At 55.5% G+C, this 24319-nt stretch carries 17 protein-coding genes and 1 pseudogene; 1 reads left to right on the top strand and 17 read right to left on the bottom strand.

Features of this window, described 5'->3' with window-relative positions:
* Positions 1-9: 9 nt before the first annotated feature.
* From C3708_RS12285 to C3708_RS23780, 16 genes are all read right to left on the bottom strand, one after another.
* Positions 10-963 carry a YbeF family transcriptional regulator gene (locus C3708_RS12285; RefSeq protein WP_095281212.1) on the bottom strand — a complete coding sequence of 318 codons (954 nt, stop codon included), beginning with the start codon at positions 961-963 and terminating at the stop codon, positions 10-12.
* A gap of 298 nt (positions 964-1261) precedes the next feature.
* Positions 1262-1903: a lipoyl(octanoyl) transferase LipB gene (lipB, locus tag C3708_RS12280; RefSeq protein ID WP_095281213.1), complete on the bottom strand. Its 642-nt coding sequence runs from the start codon at positions 1901-1903 to the stop codon at positions 1262-1264.
* A 96-nt stretch (positions 1904-1999) separates the two neighbouring features.
* Positions 2000-2263, bottom strand: a complete 264-nt coding sequence (gene ybeD / locus C3708_RS12275; protein WP_095281214.1) for a DUF493 family protein YbeD — start codon at positions 2261-2263, stop codon at positions 2000-2002.
* Between the two features lie 107 nt (positions 2264-2370).
* On the bottom strand, positions 2371-3582 hold the full coding sequence (dacA, locus tag C3708_RS12270) for a D-alanyl-D-alanine carboxypeptidase DacA (RefSeq protein ID WP_095281215.1): 1212 nt from the start codon (positions 3580-3582) through the stop codon (positions 2371-2373).
* 139 nt (positions 3583-3721) lie between these two features.
* Positions 3722-4822: an endolytic peptidoglycan transglycosylase RlpA gene (gene rlpA / locus C3708_RS12265; protein ID WP_103949447.1), complete on the bottom strand. Its 1101-nt coding sequence runs from the start codon at positions 4820-4822 to the stop codon at positions 3722-3724.
* Between the two features lie 16 nt (positions 4823-4838).
* A complete protein-coding gene (gene mrdB, locus C3708_RS12260) occupies positions 4839-5951 on the bottom strand; it encodes a peptidoglycan glycosyltransferase MrdB (protein ID WP_095281217.1) in 1113 nt (370 codons plus the stop codon).
* Between the two features lie 2 nt (positions 5952-5953).
* Positions 5954-7855, bottom strand: coding sequence for a peptidoglycan DD-transpeptidase MrdA (mrdA, locus tag C3708_RS12255; protein WP_095281218.1), 1902 nt, complete (start codon positions 7853-7855; stop codon positions 5954-5956).
* A gap of 28 nt (positions 7856-7883) precedes the next feature.
* The gene (rlmH, locus tag C3708_RS12250) at positions 7884-8351 is read right to left on the bottom strand and encodes a 23S rRNA (pseudouridine(1915)-N(3))-methyltransferase RlmH (protein ID WP_095281219.1); all 468 of its coding nucleotides are present in this window, start codon (positions 8349-8351) and stop codon (positions 7884-7886) included.
* A gap of 3 nt (positions 8352-8354) precedes the next feature.
* Positions 8355-8672: a ribosome silencing factor gene (gene rsfS, locus C3708_RS12245; protein ID WP_095281220.1), complete on the bottom strand. Its 318-nt coding sequence runs from the start codon at positions 8670-8672 to the stop codon at positions 8355-8357.
* Positions 8673-8940: 268 nt separating this feature from the next.
* On the bottom strand, positions 8941-9606 hold the full coding sequence (gene nadD / locus C3708_RS12240; protein WP_095281221.1) for a nicotinate-nucleotide adenylyltransferase: 666 nt from the start codon (positions 9604-9606) through the stop codon (positions 8941-8943).
* The gene (gene holA, locus C3708_RS12235; protein ID WP_103949446.1) at positions 9599-10630 is read right to left on the bottom strand and encodes a DNA polymerase III subunit delta; all 1032 of its coding nucleotides are present in this window, start codon (positions 10628-10630) and stop codon (positions 9599-9601) included. The genes nadD and holA overlap by 8 nt, the downstream gene beginning before the upstream one ends.
* On the bottom strand, positions 10630-11199 hold the full coding sequence (gene lptE / locus C3708_RS12230; RefSeq protein ID WP_095281223.1) for an LPS assembly lipoprotein LptE: 570 nt from the start codon (positions 11197-11199) through the stop codon (positions 10630-10632). The genes holA and lptE overlap by 1 nt, the downstream gene beginning before the upstream one ends.
* A 14-nt stretch (positions 11200-11213) precedes the next feature.
* Complete coding sequence (gene leuS, locus C3708_RS12225) at positions 11214-13796, bottom strand: leucine--tRNA ligase (protein WP_158251364.1); 2583 nt, start codon at positions 13794-13796, stop codon at positions 11214-11216.
* A 161-nt stretch (positions 13797-13957) separates the two neighbouring features.
* A complete protein-coding gene (locus C3708_RS12220) occupies positions 13958-14233 on the bottom strand; it encodes a hypothetical protein (protein WP_095281225.1) in 276 nt (91 codons plus the stop codon).
* A gap of 53 nt (positions 14234-14286) precedes the next feature.
* On the bottom strand, positions 14287-22863 hold the full coding sequence (locus C3708_RS12215) for a GH36-type glycosyl hydrolase domain-containing protein (RefSeq protein WP_103949444.1): 8577 nt from the start codon (positions 22861-22863) through the stop codon (positions 14287-14289).
* A 156-nt stretch (positions 22864-23019) separates the two neighbouring features.
* Positions 23020-23184, bottom strand: a complete 165-nt coding sequence (locus C3708_RS23780) for a YnfU family zinc-binding protein (RefSeq protein WP_164971751.1) — start codon at positions 23182-23184, stop codon at positions 23020-23022.
* A gap of 173 nt (positions 23185-23357) precedes the next feature.
* Between C3708_RS23780 and C3708_RS12210 the strand changes: the two genes are divergently transcribed.
* On the top strand, positions 23358-23840 hold the full coding sequence (locus tag C3708_RS12210; RefSeq protein WP_095281227.1) for a zinc ribbon-containing protein: 483 nt from the start codon (positions 23358-23360) through the stop codon (positions 23838-23840).
* 131 nt (positions 23841-23971) lie between these two features.
* Here the strand turns inward: C3708_RS12210 and C3708_RS12205 are convergent.
* Positions 23972-24319, bottom strand: a pseudogene (locus C3708_RS12205) (IS481 family transposase); the annotation flags it as partial.

Genomic DNA, 24319 nt, shown 5'->3' with positions numbered 1-24319 from the left:
GGAGAGACGTCAAAACGCCTGACGGATAATATTGATCACGTTTTCAAGAACCGGGTCACGCAGGCTCAGTTTGTTGTAATGCAGTGATATCTCGATAGATTCCGCATTGAGGGGCGCATAGGGAATATGCTCCAGCGGCCAGCACTGATTTAGCAGGTTGTAAAGACGAGCAGGCATAACAGAGAGTAAGTCGCTGCTGCCAATCAGGGCGGCAATCGTGAACATATTGTAACTGCTAAAGCTGATTTGACGATCCGGGAACAGTTCATTAATCCGCTGGTGAAGCTGATTGAGATTCTGCCCGTCGTTCATGAACAGCGCGTATTCATATTCACGCAGATTTTCCGCCGTTGCCGTCTGGCTCAATGCCGGATGGTTTTTGCGACACACCAGCAGCAGTCCGTCGGCATAGAGCACATTCTGGGCCAACGCACGGGCACCGAAGGCATTGCTGTCGACGATCAGGTCAGTCTGGAATTGCGATAGCTGAGTTTCGGAATCGCTGACAGGAATATTGCGCAGCAGCAGCTGTGGGGCTTCGCGTTTGACTGCCTGGTAGATAGTAGGTAACACCATCGCACCGACGGACGGTGAAGTCCCGATAGTTATTGTGCGCTGTTTGTCGTAGCTACCGGTGAGATCCAGTGCGCCAAGAATAGACTCCAGACCCTGACTAATGTACTCATGCAGGTGCGTGGCATAGGCGGTTGGTGTGACGCCCTGGCCCTTACGAATAAACAGAGGGTCAGGAAATATCGCGCGTAATTTCTGAATAGACTGACTAATTGCTGAGGGTGTGAGATTAAGAATTTTCGCAGCATTTACGATACCCTTATGGACATATACTGCCTCAAAGATTGTCAATAAATTGAGGTCAATATTACGTAAAGTCCTAAAAACTTGCGGCTTGTCCTGACCGCCGGGCTCATTCAGTCGTTTAGCTGGTAAATTATTATAATCCACGCTGTCACTCCGTATTCATTCACAATATGAATGATAGTTGAATTTAATTATTGTGCTTATTGTTATTGGTAAAGATATTTATGGATGTAATTTGTTTAAGAAAATCAAGAATCTGTGTAATTTTCAATCAAATGAAGGCCAATTCGACAGGTGGTATTCACGCACTGAAATTAAAATAGGCAAATAAGTAAACCTGCTCAAGCGCTTCGAAAATATAGAAACAATGGATTATTGTAAAGCGTAAATGCGGTAAATACGCGATGGTCCATCAAATAAATGGACCATGATGTATTATATATTAAGCGGGAATATATTCGTGCGGTGGATTGTTTAGCAGCGCTAAAAGATGACTGACAAGCGAAGGGCGAATAATATCAGGTGTGGCTTTTTCTACCCACTGACGCATTTGGGTCATTTCCATTCCCGCATAACCGCAGGGATTGATGCGCAGGAAAGGCGAAAGATCCATATTGATATTAAGTGCCAGACCGTGGAATGAGCAGCCTTTGCGGATGCGTAGTCCTAGCGAACAAATCTTCATCTCTCCGACATACACCCCTGGCGCATCAGCGCGCGGATGCGCATCAATGCCGTATTCTGCCAGCGTATTGACCACGGTTTGTTCCAGTACGGTGACCAGTTCACGCACCCCGAGTTTTCGGCGTTTTAGATTCAGCAGCACATACATCACCTGCTGACCGGGCCCGTGGTAGGTCACCTGACCGCCTCGGTCGCTTTGAATCACGGGAATATCACCGGGAACCAGAACATGCTCAGCTTTACCCGCTTGCCCCTGAGTGAAGACAGGCAGGTGCTCGACCAGCCAAATTTCGTCAGGAGTGGTGTCATCGCGTGAGTCAGTGAAATCATGCATAGCCTGAGAGACAGGCTCGTAAGGTTGCAGCCCGAGATGGCGGACAAGAATTTTATCCTGATACAAAACGGCAACTCCGGGGGATGTAGCGACAAAAGGTGAGCGGAAGTATATCACAGAGGAAGAGCGGGTTACCCGGCAAAGCGGGTAACCACGAGGGGACTACAGCACCATACGGACGATTTCGATATTGCCGAGTTCTTCATACAGCGTCTCGACCTGCTCAATATGTGTAGCAGTGATGGTGATGGAAACCGAGTGGTAGTTGCCCTTGCTGCTTGGTTTTACCGTCGGAGAGTAGTCACCCGGCGCATGGCGCTGTACCACTTCAACCACCTGGTCAACCAGCTCCGGCAACGCCTGACCCATTACTTTGTAAGTAAACGGGGTAGGGAATTCAAGCAGTTCGTTAAGTTTGGTTTTCATGTCAGCTCCGGCATTACATCAAAAAATAATAACTCCCACGTGCAGGTGGGAGTTATCAGGATACTTAGTATATGGGGATCAAAATCACACTTTCAAGTGTTCAATTTTTAACCAAACCAATGATGGAACATCAATTTAATGTAATCAATGATTTTGCCGAAGAAATTACCTTCTGGAATTTCGTCCAGCACCACCAGCGGACGCTGATCGATGGTTTTACCGTCCAGCTGGAAGTTAATGGTGCCCACCACCTGGTTCTTCTGCAGCGGAGCGTGAAGTTCGCTGGTGTTCAGCACGTAGCTGGCTTTTAGGTCTTTCATGCGGCCACGAGGAATGGTCAGGTACAGATCTTTATCTACGCCGAGGGATGCGCGGTCGTTGTCGCCAAACCACACCGGCTCTGAGGCAAACTCTTTACCGGCTTTCAGTGGGTTCACGGTTTCGAAGAAACGGAAGCCCCAGGTCAGCAGTTTTTTACTTTCCGTCTCACGACCTTTAAAGGTACGACCGCCCATCACTGCGGAGATCAGACGCATCTGGCCTTCGGTTGCGGAGGCCACCAGGTTGTAGCCTGCTTTATCCGTATGGCCGGTTTTGATGCCGTCCACATTCAGGCTGTTATCCCACAGCAGACCGTTACGGTTGGTCTGGCGGATGCCGTTGAAGGTGAATTCTTTTTCTTTATAGATAGTGTATTCGTTCGGCACGTCGCGGATCAGCGCCTGGCCAATCAGCGCCATATCGCGCGCGGAGCTGTACTGACCGTCTGCATCCAGGCCGTGGACGGTCTGGAAGTGGCTATTCTTCAGGCCCAGCGCGGAAACGTAGCTGTTCATCAGGCCAACAAAGGCGTCCTGGCTACCGGCGGCGAAATCGGCCATTGCCACACAGGCATCGTTACCGGATTGCAGGTTGATACCGCGGATCAGCTGAGAAACAGGCACCTGCATGCCTGGTTTCAGGAACATCAGGGAAGAGCCCTTGAACACCGGGTTGCCGGTGGCCCAGGCATCGTTACCCACGGTGACCAGATCGGTTTCTTTAAATTTACCGGCTTTCATGGCCTGACCGATGACGTAGCTGGTCATCATTTTTGTCAGGCTCGCAGGATCACGGCGCGAGTCAGCGTTCTGTTCTGCCAGCACTTTGCCAGAGTTGTAATCGATCAGGATGTAGGATTCCGCATCAATCTGCGGGACGCCAGGGATCATGGTCTTGATATTCAGGTCATCAGCGTGAGCGGCTGAAAGAGCGGCTGCGCAAAGGGCCGTGGTCAGCGCCATGCGCTGCAGGAATCGAGCGGAGAGAGTGGTCTTCATGGTCAGAACTACGACATCCGTGATGGAATTAAAAAAAGTGCCTTACTATAGCAAATGCTATACAGGCAGGCATCCGACTTTCAGCGCGAGTTTGTGAACGCAAGTTACCTAAGCTGACAATTCGGATACCGCCGATTAATTACTTCGCAACAGCGATAAACGATTGTAATTGCGCTTCGCTTTGCAAACGTTGCTGCAACGATGCGGCCTGAGATTTGCTGGCAAACGGCCCCATCTGAATACGCCAGACGGCTCCGTTTTGCTCAACGCGGCCAGGGACACCAAATTTTTGGCTCAGCTGCTGCTGATACTGCTGCGCACGCGCTTGATCGCTCACTGCACCCACCTGAACCACAAAACTGCCGCTGGCAGAACCCGCCGCTGGCGGCGTTACGACAGCAGGAGCGGTTACGGGGGCTGGTTGAGTAACAGGCGTGGCTGCAACGGGGGCTGGCGTCGGTTCGCTACCTTCGAGAACGCCTGAAGCCAGCGGTGTTGCTGCACCCAGGAAACCACTGCTGTTCACCGGTGCGCCGGTGGCGTCGTCGCTTTTCAGGGTATCGTTGCTGATAGCGCGAACGTTATCCGCAGGTGTGGTGTCCTGTGGCATAGAGGAGGCGCTGCCCATCCCGCTGTTTAAATCCGGGCGAGCGGGAAGGGCGTAAGTCTGTTTTGCCACGGTCGTACACGCCGTACCTGGGCCAGACAGCGTACCGTCTTGTGCCACAATAATCGGGTCGATGCGTACTTTGGTGTTGTTTGAGGTATTCAGGCGATCGGCCGCAGCACGGGACAGCGAGATCACGCGGTCGTTGCCATATGGGCCACGGTCGTTGATACGCACCACAATCATACGGCCATTGGCCATGTTCGTGACGCGCACATAGCTTGGGATCGGCAACGTCGGATGCGCGGCAGTGATCTGTGCAGGGTCGAACGCTTCACCGGACGCGGTCAGGTTGCTGCCGGGTTCTGCATCATAAATAGCGGCAAAACCGGCCTGGCTGAAACGCGACGGGTCCTGAACGATTTTATAGCTCTTGCCGTCACGTTGATAATCCTGATTCGCCGTGGCGTTCAGCGGTTCATAAATCGGGTCCGCACCGCTGATTTCAACGACCGGACCGTTACATACCGCAGGCTGCGGCGGCGCGATAGTCGCCTGTTGCTGACCATCGTCACTTGAACAAGCTGCAAGTAAACTTGCTGCGATGCAGATTCCCAGCCACTGCTTACGCATGGCGATCCCCTTATTGTTATACGCTTTTGGACAACATTTTTCTGTGGGTGTGGATAGACATTACTATCCCAAACCCGGCCATCAACACGATCAGTGCCGAGCCTCCGTAGCTCACCAGCGGCAGCGGTACGCCCACCACAGGCAGAATCCCACTCACCATACCAATATTTACGAAGACATAAACGAATAAGATAAGCATCAATCCGCCCGCCATGACGCGACCAAAGGTGGTTTGCGCGCGCGCGGCGATCCACAGTCCGCGCATGATAAGCAGCAGGTAAAGTGACAGCAAAATCAAAATGCCGACCAGACCCAGCTCTTCAGCCAGAACCGCAAAGATAAAGTCCGTGTGACGTTCCGGCAGGAACTCCAGCTGCGACTGCGTCCCGTGCAGCCAGCCTTTGCCACGTAATCCACCCGAGCCAATGGCAATTTTAGACTGAATAATATGATAGCCTGCGCCCAGCGGATCGGTTTCCGGATCGAGCAACATCATGACGCGCTGACGTTGATAGTCATGCATCAGGAAGAACCACAGTATCGGTATAAAGGCTGCCACCAATACCACCGCAATGCCGATTAAGCGCCAGCTTAAACCTGACAGGAACAGCACGAACAGGCCGGACAATGCGACCAGTATGGACGTTCCCAGGTCAGGCTGCGCCGCCACCAGCAGAGTGGGCAGGAAGATCAGCACCAGCGCAATGGCGGTATTTTTCAGTGAGGGTGGACAAACGTCACGGTTGATAAAGCGTGCGACCATCAGTGGAACGGCGATTTTCGCGATTTCCGAGGGCTGAAAACGCACAATGCCGAGGTCCAGCCAGCGCTGTGCGCCTTTTGAAATCGCCCCAAATGCATCCACCGCAACCAGCAAAATGATACAGATGAAGTATAAGTAGGGTGCCCAGCCTTCATAGACGCGAGGCGGGATTTGCGCCATCACCACCATGATCACCAGACCCATCGCGATCTGACCAATCTTGCGTTCCATCATGCCGATATCCTGGCCGCTGGCGCTCCAGATAACGAGAGCACTGTAGGTCAGCAATGCCAGCAGGATCAGCAGCATGGCCGGGTCGATGTGGATTTTGTCCCACAGCGATTTCTGATTTGGATTATCCGTCATGTTTATTGGTCCTCCGCCGCAGCGGCGGCTGGGTTTTCAGCCGGAAGTTCGGTGTTGTTGTCGCCCAGCATAATGTGGTCGAGGATCTGGCGCATAATGGTACCCACCGCCGGGCCAGCGCCGCCATTTTCAAGAATAATCGCTACCGCAACCTGCGGTTTATCATAAGGCGCAAACGCGGTCATAAGTTTATGGTCACGCAGACGCTCGGCAATTTTGTGCGCGTTATAGGTTTCGTTCGCTTTCAAACCGAAGACCTGCGCGGTACCGGATTTCGCCGCGACTTTGTAAGGGGCTCCGGCAAAATATTTATGTGCAGTACCGTTAGGACGGTTGGCCACACCGTACATGCCGTCTTTGGCTATTTCCCAGAAGCCGGAATGAATATCGCCCACCGGCGCTTCATGTGGCTGTGACCACGGAACCTGCTTGCCATCTTCGACGGTACTCATCAGCAGATGCGGCACTTTCACCACGCCATCGTTAATGAGGATCATCATCGCTTTGTTCATCTGAATTGGCGTTGCGGTCCAGTAGCCCTGGCCGATACCGACCGGGATGGTGTCGCCCTGATACCACGGTTTTTTAAAGCGTTTTAGCTTCCACTCGCGCGTCGGCATGTTTCCTGAACGTTCTTCAGACAAGTCCACGCCAGTGTAATGGCCATAACCAAATTTGCTCATCCATTCCGACAGACGGTCGATCCCCATGTCATAGGCGACCTGGTAGAAGAAGGTATCCGCCGACTCTTCCAGAGATTTGGTGATATTCAGATGACCGTGACCCCATTTTTTCCAGTCGCGATAACGCTTATCTGAACCTGGCAACTGCCACCAGCCGGGGTCAAACAGGCTAGTATTGCGATTGATGACGCCAGCGCTCAGCGCGGAGACGGCGACATAAGGCTTGACGGTAGATGCTGGCGGGTAAACACCCTGGGTGGCACGGTTCACCAGCGGGGTGTTTGGATCGTTCAACAGACCGGAATAATCTTTGCTGGAGATCCCATCGACGAACAAGTTGGGATCGTAGCTTGGCATGGAGACCAGTGCCAGAATTCCGCCGCTGCGAGGGTCGGTGACGACTACCGCAGCGCGACTGCCTGCTAACAGCGTTTCGATATACTGCTGGAGCTTAAGATCCAGCGTCAAATAGACGTCGTGACCGGCTTGAGGCGGCACTTCTTTCAACTGGCGAATCACACGGCCACGGTTGTTAACTTCAACCTCTTCGTAGCCGGTTTGCCCATGTAGAACGTCTTCATAGAAGCGCTCAATGCCAAGTTTACCGATATCATGAGTCGCGGCGTAGTTCGCCAGCTTGCCGTCTTTATCGAGCCTGTCGACATCTTTATCGTTTATTTTGGAAACGTAGCCGATGACGTGCGTCAGCGCGGAGCCGTAAGGATAGAAACGACGCTTATAGCCTTTGACTTCAACGCCGGGGAAGCGGTACTGATTCACCGCAAAGCGGGCGACCTGAACTTCCGTTAAATTGGTTTTTACGGCGATAGAGGTAAAACGGTGTGAACGAGAACGTTCTTTTTTGAAGGCGGCGATATCATCATCAGTGAGATCCACCACGCCTTTCAGCGCATCCAGCGTGTCCTGCACATTATCGACTTTTTCCGGCATCATCTCGATTTGATAGATGGTGCGGTTTAACGCCAGCGGCGTGCCGTTACGATCGTAGATAATCCCACGGCTTGGCGCGATGGGCACCAGCTTGATTCGGTTTTCGTTGGAACGGGTTTGGTAGTCGGTAAAACGGACGATTTGCAGATTGTAGAGGTTGGCGACGAGCACGCCAGACAGCAGCAAAATCCCGGTAAAAGCGACCAGCGCCCGGCGCACAAACAGCGCGGACTCAGCCGAATAGTCGCGAAAAGAATTCTGTAGTTTCATCCGCTGCTTAATTTGCCCTGGTCAATCATTACTCACGGTGATAAGGGTGGTTGGTAGTAATGCTCCACGCGCGATAAAGACTTTCTGCCACCAGCACCCGAACAAGTGGGTGGGGCATCGTCAGCGCGGAGAGGGACCAACTTTGTTCTGCGGCCGCTTTGCAGGCGGGGGATAACCCTTCCGGACCGCCAATCAACAGGCTAACGTCGCGGCCATCCTGCTTCCAGCGTTCCAGTTCAAGCGCCAGCTGCGGCGTATCCCAGGGTTTTCCTGGGATATCGAGGGTTACAATGCGGTTTTTGCCAGCGGCCGCCAGCATTAACTCACCCTCTTTGTCGAGAATACGTTTGATATCCGCGTTCTTGCCGCGCTTTCCTGCTGGGATTTCCACCAGTTCGAACGGCATGTCTTTAGGAAAACGACGCAGATATTCAGTAAAACCCGTCTGTACCCAGTCCGGCATTTTTGTGCCGACGGCTACCAGTTGCAACTTCACGCATTAACCCCAGAGTTTTTCCAGCTCATACAGACGACGGCTCTCTTCCTGCATGACGTGGACAATCACATCGCCAAGGTCGACAACAACCCAGTCAGCAATGGCCTGGCCTTCTACGCCCAGTGGCATAAGACCTGCCATACGCGATTCCTGAACCACATGGTCAGCAATAGAGGCAACGTGACGCGTGGATGTGCCGGTGCAAATGATCATGCAGTCGGTGATACTGGATTTACCTTGAACGTCGATGGTGATGATGTCCTGACCTTTCAGGTCATCAATTTTGTCGATAACAAAATCCTGGAGTTCTTTACCCTGCAAGTTTTCCCCCTGGTGAGTGAAGTTGAGCAACGATTAAATGGATAGCCTGGCAGTATACCTTAACTGACGGCTGTGTCGGGACAAATGTCACCTGACGGACTTTTTAAGGCGGGTATCATCCCATCCCCGGCCTGACAATGCATCGCCATTTTTGTAAAACAATTTCTGTAAAGCTATGACTGGCAGGAACTCAGGCTGCGGAGGATATCAGCCTGAAAAGGGCTGTCAATGGCAGGGCGGTGAATTACGCGATTTTTCGCGTATCGCCTCATTCATCTGTGCTTTTCTGATACAACCCCTGCTGGCGGATGTAGTTGAGAACGGGCGCGGGCAGAAGGTCGTCGCAGGATAAATCTTGCTGTAGACGTTCACGAATGAGGGTTGCGGAGATATCAAACCACGGCGTCTCGGCCAGGTAAATTTTACCGGCGGGCAGGGTATGCAGGTCTTCCGCATCGTTTGTAAGATGGCTATCCAGCCAGACCTGATGCTGCTCTTCTTTCATGGTTAACGGATAACCCGGGCGGCGACAGACGATAAGATGGCTGTTTTGTAAAATGGTTTCGTATTGATGCCAGCTTGGGAAATTCAGCAGGGAATCCTGGCCGATAATAAATCCCAGCGGTTGTGTTGGGCCACGCTCAGCGCGCCACTCCTGTAATGTTTGCGAAGTATATGACGGCGTATCGCGGCGCAGTTCGCGCTCGTCCAACTGAAACAGCGGCTTATCCGCAATAGCCAGTTCCAGCATGTGCTTACGCTGTTCAGAGGTAGCTTCAGGCTGCGGGCGGTGCGGCGGGACGTTATTCGGCATGATAATCACGCGCTGCAGGCCGATCAGGTTCGCCAGTATTTCTACCGGCTTCAGATGGCCGTAATGGACCGGATCGAATGTACCGCCAAACAGCGCCTGTAAAGAGCTCATATCATCCATCAATAAAAACGTCTGCCAGTGCCTTGTGGCACAACAGCAGAGAAAGACTTTCCAGTTCGGCCCACACCGACTGACCGTAATCCTGCTTCAGCGTCAGCTCAGCACGCGTCAGCAGGTGTACCGCCTGGCGAAGTTGTTCAGCGCTAAGACGATTGATCGCTTCAGTGGTCATGGCTCGGCGGTTTTGCCAGACGCGGTGTTTATCGAACAGCGCGCGCAAAGGGGTGTTAGCTGACTGGCGTTTTAACGTATTGAGCAGCAGCAGTTCGCGCTGCAGTGTACGCAGCAAAATGACCGGCTCGCTGCCTTCGAGCCGCAATTGCTGCAGAATATGCAGCGCGCGTTTGCTCTTGGCTGCCAGCAGCGCATCGACCCAATGGAACGGGGTAAAGTGCGCCGCGTCGTTCACCGCCTGTTCGACACGCGGTAACGTCAGTTTGCCGTCTGGCCAGAGAAGCGACAGGCGATCCAATGCCTGCGCCAGCGCCAGCAGATTACCTTCGTAGCAATAGCACAGCAGCTGATTGGCCGCGTCGTCCAGCTGCAGATTTTTTTGTTTTGCGCGCACCGCGACCCACTTTGGCAGCTGTGCCTGTTCAGGCGTCTGGCACGTCACCTGCACGGAGTTCGCCGCGAGCTGGGTAAACCAGGCGGCGTTTTCCTGCGCTTTGGTGAGCTTATTCCCGCGCACAATCAGCAGTAAATCCGGATGCAGAAGACTCACCAGCGTGGCGAGCTGTTCGTTAATGGCCGCATTGGGACCATTTTCCGGCAGCTGAATCAGGATAGTCTGGCGCGAAGCAAACAGGCTCATCGCCTGGCACAGGGAAAAGATCGTCTGCCAGTCGGTGCTGTTGTCTATCTGGAAGGCGTGGTGTTCATCAAAGCCCTGAGTCGCGGCCACCTGGCGCACGGCGTCCTGGCTTTCCTGAAGCAAAAGCGGATCGTTTCCGAGAAGCAGATACGCCGCGCGCAGCCCTTCATTGAGCTGCGCGCGGAGTTGTTCAGGATACAACCGAACCATTAGTTACCCAGGGTTCCGGTCACTTGCGGCGTAGTATCCAGCGGAACAGAGTGTTCCGTGCTGGTCTCTTTCGATGCAACCTGAATGCTTGGCAATTTACGGATCAGCTGTTCTGCAGCCTTGTCGTACATTTCATTGATAATGATCTGCTGCTCGGCATCTTTCGCCAGCGCAGTTTGCGGGTTATCAAAGAATGAACGGTAGACTTTAGTGCTGATCGGATAAATGTCTTTACCCGGTATCAGGACAGCAGCGCTGACCGACATCACCATCTGGTATTCCGCCGTACGACCATCCTGGAAGATGGACGCCGTGTCTTTGCTCAGGGAAGAGGTCAGTACACGGAAGGACGGAACATCCTGACGCAAGGTGCCTTTTTCGATAAGCTCAACGCCATTCAGGCGCAGCTGGTTACGAATAGCGCGGCTCAATGGGCCGTTCGGATCTCCAGAATCGAAGATCATGGTTTTCATCTGAGCAGGCACTGCTGTTGTATTACGCAGGTGCCAGCCACAGCCAGCGGTGACAAGCACCGCCAGAGATAAGAGTAATGTTGCCAGAAGTCGCACGTTTCCTCCCGCGCTTAGCCAACGACCAGATTCAGCAGTTTACCGGGAACGTAGATCACTTTACGCACGGTAACGCCATCAAGATACTTCGCCACCAGATGTTCCTGGCCAGCTCGCTCACGAACCTGTTCTTCCGTAGCATCGACAGCCACGGTAACTTTGCCGCGCACTTTTCCGTTAACCTGCACCACCACCAGCATAGTGTTTTCAACCATCGCGGATTCATCCGCAACCGGCCACGGTGCATTATCGATATCGCCTTCGCCTTTCAGCTCCTGCCACAGGGTAAAGCTGGCATGAGGGGTGAACGGGTTCAGCATACGCACGATTGCCAGCAGCGCTTCACGCATTAAGGCACGATCCTGCTCGCCTTCCTGCGGCGCTCGCGCCAGCTTGTTCATCAGTTCCATAATAGCCGCAATTGCGGTATTGAAGGTCTGGCGACGACCAATATCATCGGTCACTTTGGCGATAGTTTTGTGAACATCGCGACGCAGTGCCTGCTGATCTTCGCTCAGCGCAGCCACGTTCAGTGCTGGCGCATCACCCTGAGAGGTATGCTCGTAGACCAGTTTCCAAACGCGTTTCAGGAAGCGGTTTGCGCCTTCTACGCCGGATTCCTGCCATTCCAGAGTCATATCCGCCGGAGACGCAAACATCATGAACAGACGCACGGTATCTGCGCCGTAGCGCTCTACCATGACCTGCGGGTCGATGCCGTTGTTTTTGGACTTCGACATTTTGCTCATGCCGGTATACACCAGCTCATGACCTGCCGCGTCTTTGGCTTTCACGATACGGCCTTTCTCGTCGCGTTCAACGATGGCGTCAACCGGAGACACCCAATTGCGCTCGCCGTTTTCGCCGAGATAGTAGAACGCATCAGCCAGAACCATCCCCTGACACAGCAGCTGTTTGGCTGGTTCATCAGAGTTCACCAGGCCCGCATCGCGCATCAGTTTGTGGAAGAAGCGGAAGTACAGCAGGTGCATGATCGCGTGTTCGATACCGCCGATATAGATATCCACTGGCAGCCAGTAGTTAGCGGCTTTGGAATCCAACATGCCTTCCTGATACTGCGGACAAGTGTAGCGCGCGTAATACCAGGACGATTCCATAAAGGTATCGAAGGTGTCGGTTTCACGCAGGGCAGGCTGGCCGTTAACGGTGGTTTTTGCCCACTCAGGATCGGCTTTGATTGGGCTGCTGATACCGTCCATCACTACGTCTTCAGGCAGGATCACCGGAAGCTGATCTTCAGGCGTTGGGATCACGGTGCCGTCTTCCAGGGTCACCATTGGAATTGGCGCGCCCCAGTAACGCTGACGAGAAACACCCCAGTCGCGCAGACGATAGTTCACTTTACGTACACCGACGCCCAGCGCTGCCAGTTTATCGGCGATGGCGTTGAAGCCTTCTTCGAAGCTCAGGCCGCTAAACTCACCGGAGTTGAACAGGGTGCCTTTTTCAGTCAGCGCCTGCTCGGACAAATCGGGTTCAGAACCGTCTGCTGCCAGGATAACCGGCTTGATGTTCAGACCGTATTTGGTCGCAAATTCGTAATCGCGCTGGTCGTGGCCCGGAACCGCCATCACTGCGCCGGTACCGTATTCCATCAGAACGAAGTTAGCTGCCCAGACAGGGATGGCTTCACCGGTCAGCGGGTGAATGGCGTTAAAGCCCGTCGCCACGCCGCGTTTTTCCATGGTTGCCATTTCGGCTTCGGCCATTTTGGTATTGCGGCATTCATCGATGAAGGCAGCCAGTTCTGGATTCGTTGCCGCAGCCTGTTGCGCCAGCGGATGACCCGCAGCCACGGCCAGGTAAGTAGAACCCATGAAGGTGTCTGGACGGGTGGTGTAAACGGTCAGTTTCTGATCGCTGTTCTGCACGTCGAAGGTGATTTCTACGCCTTCAGAACGGCCAATCCAGTTGCGCTGCATGGTTTTAACGGTATCTGGCCAGTGGTCCAGATTATCCAGGTCGCGCAGCAGTTCGTCAGCGTAAGCGGTGATTTTAATAAACCACTGTGGGATCTCTTTACGCTCAACTTTGGTATCGCAGCGCCAGCAGCAGCCGTCGATAACCTGTTCGTTCGCCAGAACGGTTTGATCGTTAGGGCACCAGTTCACAGAAGATGTTTTCTTGTACACCAGCCCTTTTTTGTACAGCTCGGTGAAGAATTTTTGCTCCCAGCGATAGTATTCCGGGGTGCAGGTCGCCAGCTCGCGGCTCCAGTCATAACCGAAGCCCAGCATTTTGAGCTGGTTTTTCATGTAGGCGATGTTGTCGTACGTCCACGGCGCAGGTGCGGTATTGTTTTTTACGGCCGCGCCTTCGGCTGGCAGACCAAACGCATCCCAGCCGATAGGCTGCAGAACGTTTTTACCGAGCATACGCTGATAGCGTGCGATCACATCACCGATGGTGTAGTTACGCACGTGGCCCATGTGTAGTCGACCAGAAGGATAGGGAAGCATCGACAGGCAGTAATACTTCTCTTTGCTCTCGTCTTCAGTGACTTCGAAGGTACGCTTCTCGTCCCAGTGTTGCTGGACTTTTGATTCTATCTCTTCCGGGCGGTATTGCTCTTGCATGGCAGCCAGTGGTCCTGTTCTCAATACAGCTACAAACGTAGCCAATGGATGTGGTATTTCAGATCCGCATAGCATAGCCCAAACGCCCGCGTCAAAACAGCCCTTATCTGTCTGCGCAGAAGGAGGCGTGAATTGGCGTTTTTAGCAGGGGTCACGAATGATCAGGTTTCATATTCCGATAATTGCCTGTGGGTTTCGTCCTCTTTAATGTACTGAAAAGGCAGCAGATGTATTTTTGCCTGGTGGAAAAACCACTCTGCATTGTTGCGCTCAAGGGTATCGCCCGGTTGAAAGCACACGCCTGACGCCTCGCGCACAATGGCATATTTGCCATTGCTGAAGACAACGCTGTGGATGCAGAAAGGGTGACATGTTTCTCCGAGCCGTCGGCTTTCGACGATATGCCCTTCAATAAACACCGCTTTTTTGGTTTTCATAAGCCCCTCTCTGCATACAGCAATAATGGATAGACCCTGTCAAGTATAGGTCTTTAATGCTGGGTAATTTCCACCTGATGATGATTCCCGTCATCCACGAGTGGAATCTGACCATCCGGGAGCTGTACGCCATCCATTGTGACCCGGTACAGCTCGCTGCCCCTTGAAATGGAGATCTGATACTGACTGCCGCCATGCTGATACGTCATGCTGATAGACGGCCAGTGGGCAGGTAGCTGTGCATGGACAGTGATGATGTCGCCGAAACGCTTAATGCCCAGTAACTCCTCGGTCAGCAGACGATACGCCCAGGCCGCCGAGCCGGTATACCAGCTCCAGCCACCGCGTCCGATATGCGGCGCGACGCTATACACATCGGCGCTCATAACGTACGGCTCGGTTTTATAGCGCTCAACGTCATCGGGAGTGAGGGCATGGTTGACGGGGTTGATCATCGACCACAGTTGCCACGCGCGTTCCGAATTGCCCATCCGCGCAAAGGCCATGACGGCCCAGATGGCACCGTGCGTGTACTGTCCGCCGTTTTCCCGCACGCCGGGCAGATAGCCCTGAATGTAGCCCGGGTTCGGCCCGTGACCGTCGAATGGCGGCGTCAGGAGTTTGATAAGCCCCGCGTCGTCATCTACCAGCAGTTTATCCAGCGACTGCATGGCACGCGCGCTGCGCTCAGGGCTGGCCGCACCAGAGAGAATCGACCAGCTTTGTGCAATGGCATCAATCCGACAGTCCTGCGAGGCTTTCGATCCCAGCGCTTCGCCGCCGTCAAAATAGCCGCGTCGATACCACTCTCCGTCCCAGGCGGAGGTTTCGAGGTTTTTCTGTAGACGGGAGGCTTCAGTGCGGCACAGTTCCGCAATCGTATCGTCCTGACGCAGTTCGGCGAGATCCGCAAAACGCTGCAAAATGTCGTACAGGAAAAAGCCCAGCCAGACGCTTTCGCCTTTTCCGTCGATGCCGACCCGGTTCATTCCGTCATTCCAGTCGCCCGCGCCCATCAGCGGCAACCCGTGCGAGCCGAACTGCAAACCATGCCGGATGGCTTTCACGCAGTGCTGCCACAGGGTTTCTTCGACGGCGCTGATGACCGGTGTATCGTAGACCGACTCTTCGCCAGGCTGGAGTAGGCGACCATCCAGATACGAAATACGCTGCTCAAGTACGCCGGTGTCGCCGGTGGTTTGCACGTAGTGACAGGTCGCCAGCGGCAGCCAGAGATAATCATCCGAGCAGCGGGTGCGCACGCCATTACCGTGAGGCGGGTGCCACCAGTGCTGCACATCGCCTTCGATAAACTGCCGTGAGGCACAGAGCAGAATTTGCTCGCGCAGGCGTTCCGGCGCAGGGTGGCTCAGCGCCAGTGTGTCCTGCAGCTGATCGCGAAAACCAAACGCGCCGCCAGACTGATAGTAGCCGCTGCGAGCCATCAAACGACAGGCCACCGTCTGATACAGCAGCCAGCCGTTGGTGAGTAAATTGACGGAGGTATCAGGCGTGTGGACGACGATTTTATCAAGTACGCTGTGCCAGTAACGGTGTACGCGACTGAGCTCCTCGCGGGCGGCATCTTCATTCAAGTATCGCGCGAGAAGCGTCTGTGCTTCGACCGCGTCTTCGCCAACGCCCAGCACAAAGATAAAGGTCTTCTGATCTCCATCGATCAGCGTGACGGCAGATTGCACCGCACCACAGGGGTCAAGACCTGCACCTGTTTTGTCCGACAACCAGCGCAGATGCATAGCCGCCGGGTTTTGCAGGGAACCGTTGCGACCGAGAAACTCGCGGCGGTCGCCCGTCAGGGAGCAGTGCGCACCCGTCACGGCGAAAAAGGCGGTGCGCCCGGCACCGTTGCTGCCGTAAAAGTTATTCGCCATCACGCCGCAGCCGTCCGCAACGCTGGCCGCATGGGTCACGATGTGCAGCGCCGATGAGGTGCGAGACTCGCCGAGCGTCCACTCCACATAGCCTGTCGCGGAAAGTTTTCGCGTCCTCCCGGAGTTATTGCTGATTGTCAGGATCGCCAGTTTGACCGGCGCCTCTTCGGCGACCAGCACCGTCAGTTCGCTGTCGATGCCGCTCTCTCGATGGGCAAACACGCTGTAGCCGAAGCCGTGGCGAGACAGATAATCCCCCTGACCGCGCACCGGTAAGGTGGTCGGTGACCAGCACGCGCCGCTCTCTTCGTCACGCAGATAAAACACTTCACCACCGCGATCGCTGACGGGGTCGTTTTCCCACGGCGTTAAGCGATATTCGTGGGCGTTTTCATACCAGCTGTAGGCTTGCCCGGCCTCGGACAACACGCTGCCGAAGCGGGCGTTAGCCAGCACGTTTGACCACGGAGCGGGTGTCGGTTCATTTTCCCGCAACACAATCTGGTACTCGCGACCGTCCTGCGAAAATCCGCCGTGGCCGTTGAAATGCAGGAGTTGATCGGTATTCGGCGTCCAGGGAATGTGCAGATTGATGCCCGGAACGCTGTGAGCAACGAAGGGTCTCGGAACCGTTTTTAACGCGTGCAGGCGCTGATCGAGCTGTTCGTTCAGCCCGCCCGCGCGGTCATCCAGACACAGATGCGCCACACTTTGCAGCAGCAGTTTGTCCTCGGCGGAGAGATGTTCGCCGTTACGGACAAAGATCCCTCCCGATTTATCCAACAGGCTGGCCTCAGACCCGGCATAAATCAGATCCATGATGTGATTTTGCAATGCTTGCTGATAGCCGCCGGGGCTGTCGTTGAGGATCACTAAATCCGCACCCAGCCCTTTGAGGCGCCAGTAGCGGTGCGCCTGAATTAAAGTGGTAATGGACAGAATACTCTCTTCGCTGCTGATGATGAGCAGCACGATCGGCAAGTCACCGGAAATCGCCCAGCCCCACAGGCCGGACTGACCGCGCCGGTTGCGGCTGATGGCCTGTCCGTCGGCCCGCAACTCCTGGCACGGATAAAGAATGGCCCCGGCGAGACGGTTAAACAGCGCGGCGTCATCTTCGTTGGCGTTAATCTGGCGCAACACCACCAGGCTGTGCGACCAGGCAAGTTCAAAGACGCGGTCGGCGATAGGGTGATCGCGATATTTTTCCAGCAGCGCCAGGCTGAGCTGGCGGTTTTCGCTCACGCCATACAGGATATCGACGGTGACCGGGAGGCCGGGTTGCAGGGTGATGGTCTGGCGGATCGCCAGCATCGGGTCCAGCACGGAGCCGGAGCTGTTACTGAGCGGCCCGCTTTGCCCGGCGGCCTGTGCATCCGCTGGCGTCCTGCCACGTCCAAGGAACTTCGCCCGGTCAGTTTCAAACGAGACGCCGCTTTGACTACTGCCATGCACCACCATCATGTGGAATAACCAGGGGCTCTTTTCGTCTGGCGCGCGCGGGCGGCGGTGGCACAAAATGGCGTTCTGCGCGGGGACTAGCTCCGTCTGGATAAACAGATTACTGAACGTCGGGTGCGCCAGATCGCTGGTGGCTGGGGCCAGCACGACCTCGGCGTAGGTGGTCAATTCAATGGTGCGCGGCTGACGCCCGCGATGCAGAAGGGTGACGCGCCGCAGTTCGATATCGTCTTCCGGCGACACCACCACCTGCGTTTTGACGTTCAGGGAGCCGAACGTGCGTTTAAATTCTGCGCCCGCATCGGTAAAGATCACTTCGTCGTTGCTGTCTGTTTCGCCGGCAGGTTGCCAGGTATTGCTCCAGATGTCGCCCGATTGCAGATCGCGGATGTAGCAGAAAGCGCCCCAGTTATCGCGGGTGGTATCGCTGCGCCAGCGGGTGAGGGCCAGGTCGTTCCAGCGGCTGTAACTCCCGCCGGTGTGGGTCATCATCAGATGGTAATGGCTGTTGGAAAGCAGCTGTACCTCTGGGATCAGGCTGTCGGCGGCGGTGAAAATACGCGGTTCGTAGCGGACAGGTTTAACGCGCCCTTCGTGAGACTCAAAGTGACGGCGCGGGCTGTAGAGATCGACCGCATCCGGCACGCGTTCCTGTAACAGCAGGCTCGCGGACTGGAAGGCGGTGCTGGCCATAAACCGGTCGGCCATTGGCGCATCGAGCAGGACGTGCGCCAGCGCCTGGAATGCCATCCCCTGATGGTGCGCCATCCACGACTGCACCACGGCGTAAAGCTGCCCGGTGGCGAGGCGTGACGGCGTATAGTCGAGCGCTTCATAGAAACCAAACTCGCCGCGCGCGCCGTTTTTCTCCAGACGGGCCAGATTGTCACAGGCTTTTTGTGGGGCAATCATCAGCGCCAGCAGCGTAGCGTAAGGAGCGACAACCATATCGTCCGCCAGGCCGCGACGCAGGCCAAGGCCCGGAACACCAAAGGCCTGATACTGATAATTCTGCTGAACATCAAACGCATGGTAGCCAGATTCCGACACCCCCCACGGCACGCCGCGCTCTTTGCCCCAGTGTATCTGGCGCGTTACGGCTGACTGGCTCATTTCATCGAGCAGGCTGCCGGGCCAGGTGGGCATCACCAGATTCGGCATCAGGTATTCAAACATCGAACCGCTCCAGGACATCAGGGCGGTGTCGCGATCGATGGTGGTAAACAGCCTTCCCAGCGCGTACCAGCTTTTCAGTGGCAGCTGGTTGGTGGCGATGGCGATAAAACTGGTCAGGCGAATTTCAGAGGGCAGCAGGTCGTAATGGCTTTTATCCAGCATATTGCTGTCACAGTTGTAGCCGATGCTCAGCAGGCTGGTCACTTCGCTGTACAGGAAGGTAAAATCCATCCGTGCGTGCTCATTCAGCCGCTGTTCCAGTTCGGTAATGATATCCAGGCGCATACGCGCCAGGGCAATCGCCGAGGCGGACGGCGTGCCTTCCCCGCTGTGTTTCGCAGTAGCCAGCCAGCTCAGGGACGGCAGCGTCTGCGAGTCCCAGGCGGGCGTGATCCAGCCAAGGAGATGCGACCACTCGTGGCACATCATCACCAGTTGGCGCTGTAAATGCTCGATCCAGCGCAGGGTGAGTGTGTCGTCCTGATGACAGAGCGTGGTCAGGTGATTGCTTTGGGTACGCATCTGTTTCAATTCGATAAACAGCTGCGCGGGCGACAACGAAACGGCGCTAAGACAGTGTTTACGCAACAGCCGCAAACCCGTGGGGGCGTTCTGCCCCCAGTGTTTCTCCAGAATCCCCAGCGTGTCGTTCAGCCCGGCCAGCACCTGGACGCTGTTTAATACCGGCTGATTGCGCATCGCCGACAGCCCTTCGCGCAGGGTCAGCAGATGGCCCGCCATATTGCCGCTGTCGACGCTCGAGACATAGCGCGGACTAAGCGGGGCGAGGGTCTGCGTGTCGTACCAGTTATACAAATGCCCGCGGAAATGCTCCATTTTGTCGAGCGTATCCAGGGTCAGCGTCACGCGCTGTAACACTTCGCCAGACGGAAGATAGCCAAAGTCCCAGGCGGTCAGATTCGCCATCAGCGACAGGCCAATGTTCGTAGGCGACGTTCGATGGGCAATCACCGGGTGCGGGATCTCCTGATAGTTATCCGGCGGCAGCCAGTTCTCTTTCGCGATGACAAAGGTTTCGAAAAAGGCCCAGATTTCACGGCTCGTCTGGCGCAGTAACTGCTTCTGCTCTTTGTTCGGTGAAAACACGCTGCGGGCGGGCGAGCGACTCATCCAGCTCAGCAGCAGCGGCGTCAGGCACCACAGCAAACTGACCGGCAGCGCGATGAACGAAAACAGCGGTGCGATATGCGCGGTCAGAACGGTGAGCGCCACGCCTGTGGCGACATTAATCCACATCGCCCGGTAAAAGCGGATGGGGGAGGTTTTTTCCCGATCGTTGTCGGGGCTGTAGCTGGCCCACTGGCTTAGGTTGCGTTGGCTGAATCCCAGACGCCAGAGCGTCACGGCAATCGCATACAGAGAATATCCTGCCTCATGAGGCAGGATGGCGAAATTCATCCCGACGCGGGAAAGGCGTTTCAGCGCCCCGGTGGCGACCAGCAGCAGATGCTGCACAACAGGGCGACGGGTCGGTTTGTTAAGCAGATCCCAGGCGACCGCCAGCCCGGTGGGCAGGAGCCACACCAGTACCAGCACACCCAGCCAGTAAAACGGATTCGGCACCCACAGCAGGGTGCAAAACAGCAGCGCTAACAGGGATGGAGCGACCAGGCTGCGGCGCAGGTTATCGAATAATTTCCAGTACGACAGAGCGGAGAGCGGGTTTTTATCGCGTGTGCCATCCGCTTTTCTGACGCGCGGTTTGAGCCAGTTCAGCAACTGCCAGTCGCCGCGGATCCAGCGGGTCCGGCGTGCAACATCGGAGAGATAGTTGTTCGGGTACTGCTCGTAGAGCAGCACTTCGCTCAGCAGCCCCGAGCGGGCGTAACATCCTTCCAGCAAATCATGGCTGAGGACCAGGTTTTCCGGGCAGGTGTTGTGCGTGGCCTGCATAAAAATATCGACATCGTAAATGCCTTTCCCGACAAACGATCCTTCGTTGAACAGATCCTGATAAATATCAGACGACATCATCGAATAGGGATTATTCCCGGCGATGCTGCTGCACATGGCGGCATAGCGCCCCTGGCCGTTGCGCGGCATCTCTTCGGCGAGGCCCGGCTGCAGAATGCCGTAGCCTTTCACCACGCGCTGGCGGGCGGCGTCATATTCCGGTTTGTTCAGTGGGTGCGCCATGGTGGCGACCAGCTTATGCGCCGTGTCGCGTGGTAGAAGGGTGTCGCTGTCGAGAGTGACGACGTACTTGATTTGCTCCGGCAACAGGTGCGCAGGCAGGTCGGCGACGCTGGAAAATTGTTTGTCCGGCTGGCGTAACCAGCTGTTGAGCAGCGCCAGTTTCCCGCGTTTGCGTTCATAACCCATCCACACGCCCTGCGGCGGGTTCCATTCGGGGGCGCGGTGGAGCAAATAAAAACGCGGGCGGCTGGCCGGATAGCGCCGGTTGAGATCCTGCGTCAGCGACATGGCCTGGTCGAGCAGGGCCGTGTTTTGCGAAGAGGATTCATTCGCCGAATCGGTAAAGTCCGTCAACAGAGCGAAGCACAGATGCTCGCTCTGATTGCCCAGCCAGCACACTTCCAGACTGGCGATCAGCTTGCTGATCCCGTCGGGGCTGGTAAGCAGGCAGGGGATCACCACCATGGTGGCGGAATCAGCCGGAATACCGCTGGAATAATCCATACGCGGCAGCGGGCGTGGGGTGCGAAAACGGGTGGTCGCCTCGCTGAGCAGATCGCTGGCGAGCTGACTGAGCACAATAATCAACGGGATTGCGAGGAGGATCAGCAGCCAGCCCAGGCCTTGCTGCGCGGTGTGGTGCAGGATTTCAGCGGTAGCTGCGGTGGTCAACAGGCTCAGGCTACCGAGCCAGGACATCAACGGGATCTGGTTGAAACTGTGCCGCAGGCGGATGAGCCGTGAGGCATCGGCGGATAGCAGGATTTCCAGCTGCTGACGCCCTTCGCCCATCAGGTAATAGCCAATATGGGCGCCCGGCGTGTCGGGGGCGTTTTCACCGGCCAGCGCCAGCACGCGACGGGCCACTTCCGGCTCGCTGAAATGGCTGTCTCGTGCCAGAAGCTCAATCACATGGCGATAGTGATCGCGCGTATCGAAGTGCATCAGTGGATAAATCCCGGCCGGATCCTGGCGCAGCGTCTGTTCAACCACACTCATGGCCTCGGCAAATTCTGCCCAGTTGGTTTCACTCAGCAAGCGCAGGCCCGCGATGCTGTTGCTTACGGAAAGCTGGCTGGCGGCTAACTGTTGATTGAATCGGTGAATGAGGGTATCCGTGGTCACGCCCTGTTCAGTCAGGCGCTGTTCGATCCAGGTCAGGGGCAGCGCCAGCATATTGCCGCGTCCCTGCAGACGACGCACCAGTTCCGCCACAAAGGCGCTGCTTAACGGTGGGCGCGAGCGTGCCATATCGGCGATCACCATGATCAGCTCGGCGGGCGTGTTCTCTGCGCACTCGAAAATGCGTGTGACCCAACTGTCCGCCAGATTGCGTTCCTGCTGGGCTTTGACCACGTCGATACTGACCCGACGCAGGTTTTCGATTAGCGCCAGACGCATCATGCCCGGCAACGCCCAGACTTCGCCCAGCGTCAGCGGCGTTTCCTGCTGATAAGCCGTGATGTAGCTGGTCAGATTCGCGGCGTCCCAGCGCCCGTCACCGTGGGCGATGGCTTCGGCGGCGATATCATAGATGCGCGGACAATCATGCGGCGAAGCCAGCGCCGGAAGCCCTTTGCCGAAATTCTTCGGCAGGTGCTGGCGCACGATGCGGATCTGTTCCTCGATCAGGTAGTAGTTATCCAGCAGCCATTCTCCGGCGGGCATGATGCTCGCTTTTTTTCCGGCATTGAGGACGTAGCAGTTTTGTGTAATCACCGTCTCATTGTCATCGAGGCGTTTGAGCAGGTAATAGGGCAGCTTATTCGGGGATAACTTGTGCGAGCGGGCCAGTTTTTGTCCGTATCGTGCCATCTGGGCCGTCGAAAATAGCTCAGCTTTAAAACTGTTTTCTGCTGCAGGTTCGTGGCCCAAAAGGGCAGGAGCCAGCGCAGGGGGCAACGAACGGGAGCCACTCCGCCACTTCTTAAGGTTCATTTTCATAGCGATGCTCTGGTGCGACGTGAACGCGCAGGAGCAGTTGCGAAATCAGATCAGAAACGTTCTCTCAGGATGGGTGTGGGGCATCAGGGATTTAACAGCTGCTGGAATCTTACTTAAGTATAGAACACCGATTTTGCGCCAGAACGCGCGTGGGGATCAGCGCGGCGCAACAAACAGCGCTTTACAGCCTGGGCACAGCATCGCCTGTTTCAGACGGATTTTAGATGTTGGGTGTGAGGACTTGAGCCCACAGTGCGGGCAGGTGACGGTGGTGGTCGATGCTCCACCGATGAGCTTCATTGCGTAATCGAGAAGAGACATGATGATTAACCTTTCAATGAATGAGCTTCATCTTAGCACGAAGTGTTCAAATACTATGCAAGGTATCGCATTTCCCCTTTGCAGGAATTTACCCGCTGTGTGGCTGACCTGACAAAGCGGTTGCCAAATAAGGTCTATTATTAGAGACAGTTACTTACCTGGGAGGCGAAAGGATGAACAAGGTTGCTCAATTTTACCGCGAACTGGTTGCCACACTCACGGAACGCCTGCGTAACGGCGAACGTGATATCGATGCTCTTGTCGAACAGGCACGGGCGCGCGTCGTGCAAACGGGTGAGTTAACGCGGACTGAAGTAGAAGAGGTGACGCGAGCTGTGCGCCGCGATCTGGAAGAGTTTGCGCGGAGCTACGAAGAGAGCCAGGACGAGGTCACCGACAGTGTATTTATGCGGGTGATTAAAGAGAGTCTGTGGCAGGAGCTGGCGGATATTACGGATAAAACCCAGCTGGAGTGGCGCGAAGTTTTCCAGGATTTGAATCATCACGGCGTGTATCACAGCGGCGAGGTGGTAGGGCTGGGGAATCTGGTGTGCGAAAACTGTCATTTCCACCTGGCGGTGTATACGCCTGACGTCCTGCCGCGCTGCCCAAAATGCGGGCACGACCAGTTCCAGAGAAGGCCGTTTGAGCCGTGATTTTCCACCCTCACCCTAACCCTCTCCCTGAGTGAGAGGGGATCAGATCGGCGTGGTTTTCGCCCTCTCCCTGAGGTCTGTACGGTCCGGGGACATGGTAGACAGGTGTTCGGGGACATAGTGAACACTATTTAACATCCTTTACCCATGGTGATCGACTTTTTCTTCAGGTCGATCACCCCCACTTTCGTGCTGTACCACCACACCTCATAACAGCCATCTTCAGCCCCTTCCTTCAGTCCCACATATTCACCCCTGAACGCTTTTCCTGCCTTCAGCGTTACCCCTCTCAGGCTCAGCTTTCCGCTGATATCCACTTTCCTGACCATCACGCCCTCGTCGTATTCCGGGGGTTCAGCGTGACTGTTGTACTGCCGCGCTGATGGCTGATACCGCGAAGCGGGCACTGCCATATCCAGCGAGGTGTGCGGCCGTTCAAGGTTATAGACGTTGCGCCAGTGGTCAAAGGCACGCTGCAG

The sequence above is a fragment of the Lelliottia sp. 7254-16 genome (genome assembly GCF_002922995.1).
Lineage (GTDB): Bacteria > Pseudomonadota > Gammaproteobacteria > Enterobacterales > Enterobacteriaceae > Enterobacter > Enterobacter jeotgali.
The sequence above is the reverse complement of the archived record's forward strand: the minus strand, read 5'-3'. Positions and strand labels throughout refer to the sequence as shown.